The following is a 12,478-nucleotide window of genomic DNA, read 5'->3' on the forward strand; positions in this document are numbered from 1 at the left end:
GCAGGACGGCTGGTGCTTACAAATCTTGCTGCATATGCTCAAGAAACGCCGCGATGGCCGTATCGTCGCGTTTGAAAAAACTCCATTGGCCGACCTTTTTGGTCGACACCAGTCCGGCCTTTTGCAAGGTCGCCAGGTGGGCCGATACCGTCGATTGCGACAGTCCCAGCCGGCGGTCGATCAGGCCGGCGCACACGCCCAGCTCGAGCGGCAGCGATTGCTCGCTGAAATGCTGCTCCGGCTGTTTCAACCATTGCAGTATTTGTCGCCGCACGGGATTGGCCAGCGCCTTGTGGATGGCGTCGATGTCCATGGTATGTATCGGGCCTTTCGGATTTCAATATCGCAATATCGCAATATTACGATATAAACGAAAAGCCTGCTGGCCGCGCGCGGCCAAGGCAAGGATCAGGCGAAGTGATGCAGCAGCAGGGCAATCACGGCCGGCACGGTTTGCAGGTACAAGATGCTTTTCTTGACGGTGGCCGCGCCCCAGATGCCGGCCACGGCGATGCAGAGCAAGCCATAGATGGTAAAGGCATGGGCAACGACTGGATCCCGATGCAGGAAACCGGTCGCCAGCGCGGCGACCAGGAAGCCGTTGTAGCAGCCCTGGTTGGACATGGCGGCGCGCACGACCTCCGCTTTTTCCTTGCTGAGCGCAAACGCCTTGCGCCCGCGAGTGTCAAACAGCACGGTTTCAAGCAGCACGATATACACGTGCAGCAGCAGGATCAGGGCGGTAACGATCTGGGCCAGAACTGACATGGGGACTCCCGAAGCAAGATAAAGCATTGATTATCGGGCAAGCCGGCAGGCAGCGGGGATTTTTTGCCTGGAGCAAATATTCTAGCCAATGGTATAGTGCCGTTTTGCTCCTGCGGGGACGACCCCGCCCGATAATGGGGCTACATGGCAGGGACGACCCTGCCACCTGTTTCAGGAGAAAAATATGGCATGGTTTATCTTGGTATTGGCCGGTTTGCTGGAAGTGGCCTGGGCCATCGGCCTGAAATATACGGCAGGCTTTACCCGCTGGCTACCGTCAGCACTGACCCTGGCTGCCATGCTGGGCAGCGTACTGATGCTGGGCCTGGCCTTGCGTACCTTGCCGCTGGGCACTGCCTATGCGGTCTGGACCGGCATCGGCACCGTTGGCACGGCCATCTTCGGCATCATGGTGCTGGGCGAGCCGGCCGGCGCGGCGCGCATCGCCTGCATCGCGCTGATCGTCTGCGGCATCCTCGGCCTGAAGCTGCTCAGTTCGCACTAAACCCGGGCAGCGCCAATCAGAAACTCGGACTGACACGCGCCAGGTAATACCACTCAGCATTGGCTGCTGCGTTGACGTCAGGGAACAGAATGTAGGCGTCGAACTCGGCCGTCACCGGCGTACCATCAAAACGCACGCCGATTTGCTCTCCTTGCTTGACGCTGTCAAAGCTCGACCAGCTCTTGATGAAGCGGTCGCCAGCGTGCAGCTTGTCGTGCACCACTACCATGTTCAACGCTTCCATGTCGGCGTCCGCAATCGGCGCCGGCTGTGGCGCGTCGATCAGTCCCAGGAAGGCCAGGGTATTGATGATGGCGCGGTAAGCCACGTCGGGTGCGGCCGGGTCGGCGTGCTGGCCGCATTCCAGGGTCAGCGCATAGCCGCCCGTCGAACGCATGTATTCGGTGGTGCCCACGCCATAGCGCAAGACCAGGCCGACCTGGTCGCTGCCGGCAAGGCGGCGCTGCACGCCGGCGCCATAGGTTTGCAGCCAGCCATCGACAAAGCGGCGCACGCCCAGGCGGCGTGCCAGCGCCCGTTCTTTCTCTTCATGCTGGAACGGCTGCAGCGGGCCGTCGTTGTTGCGCGGACCGACCATCACGAAGGGCTGGCTGTCGGCATTGAACGAGTGCAGGTCCAGCAGCACGTCGTGCTGGCCCAGTAGCGGGCACAGCCAGTTGGCGATGCGGTCTTCGAAATCTTGCGGATTGTCGTTGGGGAACAGGTTGCGGTTCAGGTTGCGGTCGCCGCTGCGCACGCCCTTGGCGTAGGCCAGCGGGTTGGTAATCGGCACGAAGGTCACGCTGCCGGCCAGGATGGCCAGTGCTCCACTGTCGATTTCCGCCATCACGCGCTGTATGCCCTTGGTGCCGCAGGTTTCATTGCCGTGAACTGCTCCGGTAACGATCAGGCGCGGGCCGCTGCCCTGGCCCGTGTAGTTGATGGATTTGAAGTGGAGTGCGCTGCTCATGCTGGTTTCCTATATGAAAAACGGGTCGCCATATTTTAGCGGCAATCACGCCAGGGGCCGCTGAAAATGTGGGCGGGCAGTTCTCGCACGTGGCATGATCTGCGCCATTGCCTGCTTTTACCGCCGCTGACCATGACCAGTTCCCCCATGAATCCCCGCCTGTACGGCCTCGATACTCTGCGCGCGTTGGCCATCGTGCTGGTGTTTGCCAATCATTACGAGCTGTTTGTCAGTGCCGGCGTGTTCGGTTTCTGGGGCCAGACAGGCTGGATTGGCGTCGACCTGTTTTTTGCCCTGAGCGGCTATCTGATCGGCAACCAGATCTTTGCGGCTTTGCGCCGCAAGCAGGGTTTTTCGCTGCCGCATTTCTATGCGCGCCGTTTGCTGCGCACTTTGCCCAATTTTTACTTCGTGCTGGCGCTGTATTATCTGTGGCCTGCGTTCTGCGGTGATTTTGCGCTGCTGCCGCTGTGGAAGTTTTTGACCTTTACGCAAAATATTAATCTGACGCCGGGCACCGCCTTTTCGCATGCCTGGTCGCTGTGCGTGGAAGAGCAGTTCTATGTGCTGCTGCCGCTTGTGGTGCTGGCGATTGCCGCCCACCGCAAGTCCTTGCGCTGGGCGTGGGTGGCGGTGGCGGCCAGCTTCGCCGCCGGCATGCTGGTACGTGCGTATATATGGGATGAGTATGTGCAAGTGCCGCGCGGCGGCCTGGGCTACTACAAATATATCTATTACGCGTCGTGGTGCCGCTTCGACGAACTGGTGGCGGGCGTGGCGCTGGCGCTATTGAAGAACTATCATCCGGCCGCCTGGTCGCGCATCACCGCGCATGGCAACCGCACCCTGCTGGCCGGCCTGGCCGGTGCGGCCTTGATGTTCACGCTATTTTTCTACCACCATTTCGATTATTGGGTGACCGTACTCGGCTATCCGGCGTTGGCCATCAGCTTCAGCCTGTTGCTGGTGGCGGCCATGAGTCCGGGCAGTGTCTTGTATCAGGTGCGTGTGCCAGGGGCGGCCAGCCTGGCCCTGTGGTCGTATGCGATTTATTTGCTGCACAAGCAGCTGTGCATTTTGCTCAGCCCTATCTTGCAGGGCCATGGCCTTGCGCCGGACGGCTTGCCGGCGGTGCTGGTGATGGTCGCCGCCAGCATCGTCAGCGGCTGGCTGCTGTATAGCCTGGTGGAAACGCCGTTCATGCGCTTGCGTGCACGCTACTTTCCGGCCAATCACCGTTAAGCCGGCATATCGATCACATCGATGCCACGCGGCGTGCCGAGCAGCAACTCCAGTATCGCGTGCACTCTCGGATTAGTTGCTTCGTGCTCGGTGTCGCGGATCAGCGCGCGCAGGCCCGGCACGGCTTCCATGATATGCGGGCTGTCATAGGCGTGGATCAACAGCAGTACCAGGTCGGTGGCGCCTGTGCCCGGCTGGCGGCGCAGGCGGTCGTGGATCATGTTCAGCAGGGCGCGCTGCATGCGCGGTGTGGGATTGGTGATATAGGCAAATACGCTGGGCGTGTTGCTGATCGCCGCACACAGGCGCCGTTCGATCTCGTCCGGCTTGACGTCGGAGGCGATATCGAAATACGCCGCATCCCAGTGCGTGCGCGCATATTGGTGACCGGGCGGAAACGAATCAGCCGTTTCAAAACCGCAGATGCGGCTCAGGGTTTTGAGCCAGCTTAATAAGGTCGATGATAGAGTGGAGTTCATATGGCGATTTTAACGGCATTGGCGGTGCATCGGCATGGCGCCGGCGAAAACGGCTGACGCCCGGGAACTGTTAAAGTTTCCCGTAAAACAGCCCTTGTCATTCCGGGAAAGCCTCTCTATAATGCTGGTCTTCGGGGCGGTTAGTTCAGCTGGTTAGAATACTTGGTCGACATCCAAGGGGTCGGGGATTCGAATTCCTCACCGCCCACCAGAATTTTGCAGCAAGCAGTTTCAGCAGGTAATCGCGCAACAAGCGATCGATAAAAAGTTTTAAGGGCGGTTAGTTCAGCTGGTTAGAATACTTGGTCGACATCCAAGGGGTCGGGGATTCGAATTCCTCACCGCCCACCAGAATGCAGTAATCAAGAAAGGGTCACCGGTTATGACACCGCGAACTACTACCAGGTTTTGGGAGTGACGCTAGTCGAACGGGTTTGCTTTGTCCTGAAAAAGTGAAAAACGCGGCTAGTCCGCGTTTTTTTGCGTCTGCGTTTTCCTTTCAGTATTTTTCATCTGCACACACTGCAGTTTTACCTGGCGCCAGCGCCGACATGGAGATCAATATGCTTACAATCCGACTTCCCGATGGTTCCGCCCGTCAATTTGACGGCCCGGTCACCGTGACCCAGGTTGCGGCCAATATTGGTACTGGTCTCGCCAAGGCGGCACTGGCCGGCAAGGTCGACGGCAAGCTGGTCGATACGTCTTTCCTGATCGAGCAGGACGCCGAACTGGCCATCATCACCGACAAGGATGCCGATGGGCTGGACGTGATCCGCCATTCGACCGCCCACTTGCTGGCGCATGCCGTCAAGGAATTGTTCCCGGATGCGCAAGTAACCATCGGCCCGGTGATCGACAACGGCTTCTATTACGATTTCGCCTACAAGCGTCCGTTCACGCCGGAAGACCTGGTGGCGATCGAAAAGAAAATGGCAGAGCTGGCCAAAAAAGACGAGCGCGTCACGCGCAAGGTCGTCACGCGCGATGAAGCCATTGCGTACTTTGCCAGCATCGGCGAAGCGTACAAGGCCGAACTGATCGCCGCGATTCCGGCCGACCAGGAAGTGTCGCTGTATTCGGAAGGTTCATTTACCGACTTGTGCCGTGGCCCGCACGTGCCGTCGACCGGCAAGCTGAAAGTCTTCAAGCTGATGAAGCTGGCTGGCGCCTACTGGCGCGGCGACTCGAAAAACGAGATGCTGCAGCGCGTGTATGGTACGGCCTGGGCCAAAAAAGAAGACCAGGAGCTGTATCTGCACAACCTGGAAGAGGCGGAAAAGCGCGATCACCGCAAGCTGGGCAAACAGCTCGATTTCTTCCATTTCCAGGAAGAAGCACCGGGCCTGATTTTCTGGCATCCCAAAGGCTGGTCGATCTGGCAGCAGGTCGAGCAATACATGCGCAATGTCTACCAGGTCAACGGCTACCAGGAAGTCAAGGCGCCGCAGATTCTCGATCGTGGACTGTGGGAAAAAACCGGCCACTGGGACAACTACCGTGAAAACATGTTCATCACGGAATCGGAAAACCGCTCGTATGCGCTGAAACCGATGAACTGCCCCGGTCACGTGCAGATCTACAACAACAGCATGCGCAGCTACCGCGACCTGCCGCTGCGCTACGGCGAGTTCGGCCAGTGCCACCGCAACGAGCCATCGGGCGCCTTGCACGGCATGATGCGCGTGCGCGGCTTTACCCAGGATGACGGTCATATTTTCTGTACCGAAGAGCAGATCGCCGGCGAAGTAACGGCCTTCCACCAGCAGGCGATGGATGTCTATACGGCGTTCGGCTTTACCAATATCGACGTCAAGCTGGCCCTGCGCCCGGACAGCCGTATCGGCACCGAAGAATCGTGGGACAAGGCGGAAGAGTCGCTGCGTTCGGCGCTGCGCGCCTGTGGCGTGGAATGGACAGAGCTGCCGGGCGAGGGCGCGTTTTACGGTCCGAAGATCGAATACCATCTGAAAGACAGCCTGGGCCGTGCATGGCAGGTTGGCACGGTGCAGATCGATCCGTCGATGCCGGGCCGTCTGGGCGCCGAATATGTGGCGATCGACAATACGCGCCAGGTACCGATCATGCTGCACCGCGCGATCGTCGGTTCGCTGGAACGTTTCATCGGCATCCTGATCGAACACTATGCCGGTGCAATGCCTTTGTGGCTGGCGCCGATGCAGGTATCGGTATTGAATATCTCGGACGCGCAGGCCGATTATGTGCAGGAAGTGGCAACTAAACTACGCAAAGCGGGCATACGCGTACAGGCTGATTTGCGTAACGAGAAGATTACCTATAAAATACGTGAACATTCCGTACAAAAATTGCCTTACATCCTGGTGGTGGGCGACAAAGAGCGGGATGCCAATACAGTGGCCGTGCGGGCGCGGGGCAATGTCGATATGGGCGTCATGTCCGTCGATGCCCTGATAGAGCGACTCAAACATGAAGTCGACACCAAGGCCTGACGAGGAAACTCGCTGCACGACCGTCTTATCAGATTTTTAAAGGAAATTACAATAGCTACTGACAAGTCACATCGCATCAATGGCGAAATCACTGCCCCTGAAATGCGTTTAAGCGGGGTCGATAACGAGCCACTCGGTATCGTAAGTTTGGCTGAAGCCTTCCGCCTGGCGGAAGAGGCAAACGTCGATCTGGTGGAAATTGCGCCTACCGCGCAGCCACCGGTGTGCCGTTTGATGGACTACGGCAAATTTAAGTATTCGGAGCAGAAGAAGGCTCACGAAGCGAAATTGAAGCAAAAGATCATCCTCGTCAAGGAAGTCAAATTCCGTCCGGGGACTGATGATGGTGACTACAATATCAAGTTGCGTAATCTCATCAAGTTCCTTGAAGACGGCGACAAGACCAAGATCACCTTGCGTTTCCGTGGTCGCGAGATGGCGCACCAGGATATCGGTTTCCGCATGCTTGAGCGTCTGAAGGCTGATCTGGAGCCGTTTGGCCAGGTTGAGCAGTTTCCGAAGATGGAAGGTCGCCAGATGATCATGGTCCTTTCGCCGAAGAAGAAAAAATAAGTTACAATAGCGTTTTACTGTGAATCGACATCGGTGCGCCAGGCTTGGTGCAAGACGTGATTCCAGGCAGAATTTTGAGCGGCCCGGCCAGTGATGTCCGGGCCGCTCAAACTGTAGTGGACTCGCATCCGCTGCACAACATGTGAAAGCAGGCATCTAAGCGCAGCGTCGTGTTGCCACCTGCAATCCTGTTATAAATGGAGCTGTCCGTAAGAGGACAGATTGCTATGCCTAAAATGAAGACCAAAAGCTCCGCGAAAAAACGTTTTCGCGTGCGTCCAGGTGGAACAGTCAAGTCGGGTCACGCGTTCAAACGCCACATCCTGACCAAGAAAACCACCAAAAACAAACGTCAGTTGCGCGGTACCCGTAACATCAACGCATCGGATGTCACGTCCGTCATGCGCATGATGCCGACTGCTTAATCTCACACTCAATTTAAGGAGTTACTATGCCTAGAGTAAAACGTGGGGTTACAGCTCGTGCCCGTCATAAGAAGATTCTTGTTCAAGCTAAAGGCTACCGTGGTCGCCGCAGCCGTGTATACCGTGTTGCCAAGCAAGCAGTCATGCGCGCTGGCCAATACGCTTACCGCGATCGCCGCAACAAGAAACGCGTTTTCCGCCGCCTGTGGATCGCCCGTATCAACGCCGCTTCCCGTGAGCATGGCGTGACGTACAGCGTATTCATGAACGGTCTGAAAAAAGCAAATATCGAACTGGACCGTAAAGTCCTGGCCGATATGGCTGTGATGGACAAGCCAGCGTTCGCTGCGATTGTCAATGCAGTCAAAGCAAAAATCGCTGCGTAAGCACGGTCATTGCACAACGTCACTCGCAAGGTGACGTTATAAAGAGCGGGGCAGGGGTGGACAACCACCTTGTGCCCCGTTTCCGTTTTTGATTGCTGGGTTCTGTATGACACAATCCAGGATAGATTTCCAAAACAGGAAAAGCCGTATGAACTCCCTAGAACAACTCGTCGTCTCGGCCCAGGCTGACTTTATCGCCGCCGCAGACGCTGCCGCCCTTGAAAACGCCAAGGCCCGCTATCTGGGCAAGACCGGCCAGATTACCGAAATGATGAAGGGCCTGGGCAAGCTCGACCCGGACGCGCGCAAGGCGCAAGGCGCCCTGATCAATGCCGTCAAGGTGCAGATCGAAGACGCGCTGACGGCGCGCCGTGATGCGCTGGCCTATGCACAGATGCAAGGCCGCCTGAACGCCGAAGCGATCGACGTCACCATGCCAGGCCGTGGCCGCATGCCGGGGGGCATCCATCCCGTGATGCGCAGCTGGGAGCGGGTCGAGGAAATCTTCCGCTCGATCGGTTTCGACGTGGCCGACGGCCCCGAAATCGAAAACGACTGGACCAACTTCACTGCGCTTAACAGCCCGGAAAACCATCCGGCCCGTTCCATGCAGGACACCTTCTATATCGACGGCAACGACACCGACGGCAAGCCGCTGCTGCTGCGCACGCACACCAGCCCGATGCAGGTACGCTATGCGCGCACGCATACGCCGCCAATCAAGGTCATCGCGCCGGGCCGTACCTACCGCGTCGACAGCGATGCCACCCATTCGCCGATGTTCCACCAAGTTGAAGGCTTGTGGATCGCCGAAGACATCAGCTTTGCCGACCTGAAGGGCGTGTACCTGAACTTCGTCAAGGCCTTCTTCGAGACCGATGACCTGCAAGTGCGTTTCCGCCCGTCGTATTTCCCGTTCACGGAACCGTCGGCCGAGATCGATATCGCTTTCGGTTCGGGCCCGTTGAAAGGCCGCTGGCTCGAAGTGTCGGGCGCCGGCCAGGTGCATCCGACCGTGGTGAAGAACTTCGGCCTGGACCCTGAGAAATTCATCGGCTTTGCTTTCGGCTCCGGCCTGGAACGCCTGACGATGCTGCGTTACGGCATCAACGACCTGCGCCTGTTCTATGAAGGCGACCTGCGTTTCCTGAAGCAATTTAACTAAGCTAAGCTTTGTTCCGTATGATTCATGGCGCTTGAGCGCCGCTTGTGCTCGCGCCGTGAGCTTTGACCCTTTGAAGGCTTGATTATGCAATTTTCCGAAAACTGGCTCCGTACCATGGTCGATCCGAAGATGACTTCGGACGAACTGGCCCATCTGTTGACCATGTCCGGTCTGGAAGTCGAAGACGTCGATCCGGTCGCGCCTGCGTTCTCGAACGTGGTGGTGGGCCTGGTCCTGGAGATGGAGAAACATCCGAACGCCGACCGCCTGAATGTGTGCAAGGTCGATGTTGGCACCGGCACCATGCTGACCATCGTCTGCGGCGCGCCGAACGTGCGCCCGGGCCTGCGCGTGGTGTGCGCCAAGGCCGGCGCCATACTGCCGCCTGGCGCCGACGGCAAGCCATTTGAAATCAAGGTCGGCCAGTTGCGCGGCGTTGAGTCGCAAGGCATGTTGTGCTCTGCGCGCGAACTGAAATTATCGGAAGAAAACGCCGGCCTGATGGAGTTGCCCGACGACGCGCCGATCGGCCAGAACTTCCGCGATTATTACGCCTTGAACGACCTGAAATTCACCATCAAGCTGACGCCGAATAAGGCGGACTGCCTGTCGGTGCTGGGCGTGGCGCGCGAAGTGTCGGCCTTGACCGGCGTGCCTTTGACGGTACCGCAGTTCACTGTCGTCCCCGTGTCGAGCGATGAAGTATTGCCGGTCAGAGTCAGCGCGCCGGACCTGTGTGGCCGTTTCACGGGTCGCGTAATTCGCGGCCTGAACGCGAAAGCCGGCACGCCGGACTGGATGAAGCAGCGCCTCGAGCGCAGCGGCCAGCGTCCGCTGTCGGCCCTGGTCGACATCTCGAACTATGTGATGCTGGAACTGGGCCGTCCCAGCCACGTGTTCGACCTGGCCAAGATCCATGGCAGCCTCGATATTCGCTGGGGCAAAGCTGGCGAGTCCGTCAAGCTGTTGAATGGCAACACGGTCGCTGTCGATGACTGGATCGGCGTGATTGCCGACGAGCAGGAAATCGAATCGCTGGCTGGCATCATGGGCGGCGACGCCAGTTCGGTCTCGGACGATACCGACAGCATCTACCTGGAAGCGGCCTTCTGGTGGCCGAACGCGATACAGGGCCGTGCGCGCCGTTTGAATTTCTCGACCGATGCGGCGCACCGCTTCGAGCGTGGCGTCGATTTTGCGACCAACGTCGAGCATATCGAACGCATCACGGCCCTGATCGTGGAAATTTGCGGTACCTCCGCCACTACCGTCGGCCCGGTCGACGACCATGTGGTCAACCTGCCGCAGCGCAGCCCGGTGACCATGCGCACCGCGCGCGCGCAAAAAGTCATCGGCGTGCCGCTGAGCGACGCCGTCGTTGCCGACATCTTCACCCGCCTGGCATTGCCGTATACACTGGCCGACGGCGTCTTCTCCGTGACTTCGCCCAGCTATCGTTTCGACATCGAGATCGAGGAAGACCTGATCGAGGAAGTGGCGCGCGTGTACGGTTTCGAGAATATCCCGGCCTTGCCGCCGGTGGCCGCCAACGTGATGCAGATTGCGCCGGAAAACACCCGTTCGCTGTTTGCCGTACGCCATGAACTGGCCGACCTGGGTTTCCAGGAAGTGGTCAACATGAGCTTTGTCGACAGTGCATGGGAGCGCGATTTCTCGGGCAATACCACGCCGATCAAATTGCAGAACCCGATTGCCAGCCAGATGAGCGTGATGCGCTCGTCCCTGATCGGCAGCCTGATCGCCAATGTGCGCTACAACCTGAACCGCAAAACGAGCCGGGTGCGCATTTTTGAAGTGGGCGCCATCTATCAGCGCGATGAAGCGGTGCAGAACGGTGCCCTGTCGGTGGCTGGCTACGCCCAGCCAAAACGGGTGGCGGCCTTGGCCTACGGCCCTGTGGCCGAAGAGCAATGGGGCCAGGCGGCGCGCACGGTTGATTTCTTCGACGTGAAAGCCGACCTGGAAGCGTTGTTCGCGCCACAGGTGCTGCGTTTCAGCAAGGCGGAACACCCGGCGCTGCACCCGGGCCGTTCGGCCAATGTGGAGCTCGATGGCAAGGTGATCGGTTTTATCGGTGAAATTCACCCACGCTGGATGCAGAAGTATGACCTGCCGCAAGCGCCGGTGCTGTTCGAAGTCGATGCCGAGGCCCTGACGCAGCGCGTGGTGCCCGTGTACGCGGAAATTTCCAAGTTCCCGGGTGCCAGCCGCGACCTGGCGGTGCTTGTCAAGCAGACGGTGGCGGCGCAAGATCTGCTCGACACCTTGCAGGCGGCGGCGCAGGCCAGCGCGGCAGCGCGTGTCTTGCAAGCCATTGTTTTATTTGATGAATATCGCGGAAAAGGGCTGGAAGCGGATGAAAAAAGCCTTGCTTTCCGGATTAGCTTGCAAGATACTCAAAACACCCTGCAAGACGATGTGGTCGACAGCCTGATGACCGTGCTGATCGAGGCGGCAAAGCAGGGCCATGACGCGAAACTGCGTTCGTAACATAGCGATAAGCAAGGCCGGCGCACTGCGCTGGCCTGTTTGTCGTTCAATGATATTGTCCCGTTCGTGCCATGCGGCACGCGGGCGCACAGAAAAGGCAGGGCAGGAAAATTAATAACAGCGACGTTGATTCCGCCGTACTGCAGTCCGCATTGGCCGCCGATTTGCACCGTGCCATGCTGGTTGCCAAAGTGCGCCAGGAAGCGGAAAAAGATCTACCCACCTTGACCAAGGCGGAACTGGCCGAACTGCTGTTCGAACAGGTCGGCCTGAACAAGCGCGAAGCGAAAGACATGGTCGAGACCTTCTTTGACGAGATCCGCAACGCGCTTGAGCGCGGCGAAGCCGTCAAGCTGTCCGGCTTCGGCAATTTCCAGCTGCGCGACAAACCGCAGCGTCCGGGCCGCAACCCGAAGACCGGTGAAGAAATTCCCATCACTGCGCGCCGCGTGGTGACTTTCCATGCCAGCCAGAAGCTGAAAAGCATGGTCGAAGAGACCAGTCCGCTGGCCCGTGCTGCCTGAGTGAGTGGCGATGAACGAGCGCATCAGTAAAACCGAGTTGATCGCTTTGCCGCCGATACCGGCCAAGCGCTATTTCACGATCGGCGAGGTGAGCGAGCTGTGTGGCGTCAAGCCCCATGTGCTGCGTTACTGGGAGCAGGAGTTCTCCCAGCTGAAACCCGTGAAACGGCGTGGCAACCGCCGCTATTACCAGCACCACGAGGTGCTGTTGATACGCCGCATCCGCGAGCTGCTGTACGAGCAGGGCTTTACCATCAGCGGTGCGCGAAACAAGCTCGACAGCCGTGGCGGCCTGCATTTGGCGCCCGGTATCGAACTCGACAACGGCGCTGTTCCGGTGCCGGACACCAGTCCACCGCTGCCCCAAGAAGTGCCGCTGGACCGCGAGTCGATACGCAGCGAATTATTTGCGATTCTCGCCTTGCTAAAACCGGATTAGTACCCATATGGGTCGGGTCG

Annotated in this window: 14 protein-coding genes and 2 tRNA genes; 12 read left to right on the plus strand and 4 right to left on the minus strand. The window is 58.7% G+C overall.

All coding sequences use genetic code 11. From position 1 onward, the window contains the following. Nucleotides 1-16 precede the first annotated feature (16 nt). Both ACQ4WM_RS20795 and ACQ4WM_RS20800 read right to left on the minus strand, forming a co-directional pair. Nucleotides 17-313: an ArsR/SmtB family transcription factor gene (locus ACQ4WM_RS20795; RefSeq protein WP_436548559.1), complete on the minus strand. Its 297-nt coding sequence runs from the start codon at nt 311-313 to the stop codon at nt 17-19. A 95-nt stretch (nt 314-408) separates the two neighbouring features. Next, the gene (locus tag ACQ4WM_RS20800; protein ID WP_436548560.1) at nt 409-768 is read right to left on the minus strand and encodes a DUF1304 domain-containing protein; all 360 of its coding nucleotides are present in this window, start codon (nt 766-768) and stop codon (nt 409-411) included. A gap of 184 nt (nt 769-952) precedes the next feature. On the opposite strand from ACQ4WM_RS20800, the gene sugE reads away from it, so the two are divergent. Then, a complete protein-coding gene (gene sugE, locus ACQ4WM_RS20805) occupies nt 953-1,273 on the plus strand; it encodes a quaternary ammonium compound efflux SMR transporter SugE (RefSeq protein WP_436548561.1) in 321 nt (106 codons plus the stop codon). Between the two features lie 16 nt (nt 1,274-1,289). Here the strand turns inward: sugE and ACQ4WM_RS20810 are convergent, their stop codons facing one another. Continuing rightward, on the minus strand, nt 1,290-2,243 hold the full coding sequence (locus ACQ4WM_RS20810) for a M14 family metallopeptidase (protein WP_436548562.1): 954 nt from the start codon (nt 2,241-2,243) through the stop codon (nt 1,290-1,292). A 132-nt stretch (nt 2,244-2,375) separates the two neighbouring features. On the opposite strand from ACQ4WM_RS20810, the gene ACQ4WM_RS20815 reads away from it, so the two are divergent. Then, nucleotides 2,376-3,485: an acyltransferase family protein gene (locus ACQ4WM_RS20815; protein WP_436548563.1), complete on the plus strand. Its 1,110-nt coding sequence runs from the start codon at nt 2,376-2,378 to the stop codon at nt 3,483-3,485. Here ACQ4WM_RS20815 and ACQ4WM_RS20820 read toward each other — a convergent pair. Next, nucleotides 3,482-3,964, minus strand: coding sequence for a hypothetical protein (locus tag ACQ4WM_RS20820; RefSeq protein WP_436548564.1), 483 nt, complete (start codon nt 3,962-3,964; stop codon nt 3,482-3,484). The genes ACQ4WM_RS20815 and ACQ4WM_RS20820 overlap by 4 nt on opposite strands. Nucleotides 3,965-4,098: 134 nt before the next feature. Between ACQ4WM_RS20820 and ACQ4WM_RS20825 the strand changes: the two genes are divergently transcribed. The 10 genes from ACQ4WM_RS20825 (at nt 4,099) to ACQ4WM_RS20870 (ending at nt 12,458) form a co-directional block, all read left to right on the plus strand. Beyond that, nucleotides 4,099-4,175: transfer RNA gene (locus ACQ4WM_RS20825), tRNA-Val, on the plus strand. 63 nt (nt 4,176-4,238) lie between these two features. Continuing rightward, nucleotides 4,239-4,315: transfer RNA gene (locus ACQ4WM_RS20830), tRNA-Val, on the plus strand. A 212-nt stretch (nt 4,316-4,527) separates the two neighbouring features. After that, the gene (gene thrS / locus ACQ4WM_RS20835) at nt 4,528-6,435 is read left to right on the plus strand and encodes a threonine--tRNA ligase (protein ID WP_436548565.1); all 1,908 of its coding nucleotides are present in this window, start codon (nt 4,528-4,530) and stop codon (nt 6,433-6,435) included. Nucleotides 6,436-6,462: 27 nt separating this feature from the next. After that, a complete protein-coding gene (infC, locus tag ACQ4WM_RS20840; RefSeq protein WP_254926743.1) occupies nt 6,463-7,008 on the plus strand; it encodes a translation initiation factor IF-3 in 546 nt (181 codons plus the stop codon). A 227-nt stretch (nt 7,009-7,235) separates the two neighbouring features. Further along, entirely contained in the window at nt 7,236-7,433 is a 198-nt protein-coding gene (rpmI, locus tag ACQ4WM_RS20845) for a 50S ribosomal protein L35 (RefSeq protein WP_038493025.1), read from the plus strand. A gap of 26 nt (nt 7,434-7,459) precedes the next feature. Beyond that, nucleotides 7,460-7,819, plus strand: coding sequence for a 50S ribosomal protein L20 (rplT, locus tag ACQ4WM_RS20850; protein ID WP_010399214.1), 360 nt, complete (start codon nt 7,460-7,462; stop codon nt 7,817-7,819). Nucleotides 7,820-7,967: 148 nt separating this feature from the next. Next, the gene (gene pheS / locus ACQ4WM_RS20855; protein ID WP_436548566.1) at nt 7,968-8,984 is read left to right on the plus strand and encodes a phenylalanine--tRNA ligase subunit alpha; all 1,017 of its coding nucleotides are present in this window, start codon (nt 7,968-7,970) and stop codon (nt 8,982-8,984) included. 84 nt (nt 8,985-9,068) lie between these two features. Beyond that, the gene (gene pheT, locus ACQ4WM_RS20860) at nt 9,069-11,495 is read left to right on the plus strand and encodes a phenylalanine--tRNA ligase subunit beta (RefSeq protein WP_436548567.1); all 2,427 of its coding nucleotides are present in this window, start codon (nt 9,069-9,071) and stop codon (nt 11,493-11,495) included. Nucleotides 11,496-11,671: 176 nt separating this feature from the next. Next, nucleotides 11,672-12,019 carry an integration host factor subunit alpha gene (locus ACQ4WM_RS20865; protein WP_010399205.1) on the plus strand — a complete coding sequence of 116 codons (348 nt, stop codon included), beginning with the start codon at nt 11,672-11,674 and terminating at the stop codon, nt 12,017-12,019. A 10-nt stretch (nt 12,020-12,029) separates the two neighbouring features. Beyond that, nucleotides 12,030-12,458: a MerR family transcriptional regulator gene (locus ACQ4WM_RS20870; protein WP_436548568.1), complete on the plus strand. Its 429-nt coding sequence runs from the start codon at nt 12,030-12,032 to the stop codon at nt 12,456-12,458. The last annotated feature ends 20 nt before the right edge of the window (nt 12,459-12,478 follow it).

Source organism: Janthinobacterium longum (genome assembly GCF_051380735.1).
Classification (GTDB): domain Bacteria; phylum Pseudomonadota; class Gammaproteobacteria; order Burkholderiales; family Burkholderiaceae_D; genus Janthinobacterium.

Coding starts and splice junctions, on each gene's coding strand:
- ACQ4WM_RS20795 (WP_436548559.1), bottom strand. CDS start 313: ATGGACATCGACGCCATCCACAAGGCGCTGGCCAATCCCGTGCGGCGA.
- ACQ4WM_RS20800 (WP_436548560.1), bottom strand. CDS start 768: ATGTCAGTTCTGGCCCAGATCGTTACCGCCCTGATCCTGCTGCTGCAC.
- sugE (WP_436548561.1), top strand. CDS start 953: ATGGCATGGTTTATCTTGGTATTGGCCGGTTTGCTGGAAGTGGCCTGG.
- ACQ4WM_RS20810 (WP_436548562.1), bottom strand. CDS start 2,243: ATGAGCAGCGCACTCCACTTCAAATCCATCAACTACACGGGCCAGGGC.
- ACQ4WM_RS20815 (WP_436548563.1), top strand. CDS start 2,376: ATGACCAGTTCCCCCATGAATCCCCGCCTGTACGGCCTCGATACTCTG.
- ACQ4WM_RS20820 (WP_436548564.1), bottom strand. CDS start 3,964: ATGAACTCCACTCTATCATCGACCTTATTAAGCTGGCTCAAAACCCTG.
- thrS (WP_436548565.1), top strand. CDS start 4,528: ATGCTTACAATCCGACTTCCCGATGGTTCCGCCCGTCAATTTGACGGC.
- rpmI (WP_038493025.1), top strand. CDS start 7,236: ATGCCTAAAATGAAGACCAAAAGCTCCGCGAAAAAACGTTTTCGCGTG.
- rplT (WP_010399214.1), top strand. CDS start 7,460: ATGCCTAGAGTAAAACGTGGGGTTACAGCTCGTGCCCGTCATAAGAAG.
- pheS (WP_436548566.1), top strand. CDS start 7,968: ATGAACTCCCTAGAACAACTCGTCGTCTCGGCCCAGGCTGACTTTATC.
- pheT (WP_436548567.1), top strand. CDS start 9,069: ATGCAATTTTCCGAAAACTGGCTCCGTACCATGGTCGATCCGAAGATG.
- ACQ4WM_RS20865 (WP_010399205.1), top strand. CDS start 11,672: ATGCTGGTTGCCAAAGTGCGCCAGGAAGCGGAAAAAGATCTACCCACC.
- ACQ4WM_RS20870 (WP_436548568.1), top strand. CDS start 12,030: ATGAACGAGCGCATCAGTAAAACCGAGTTGATCGCTTTGCCGCCGATA.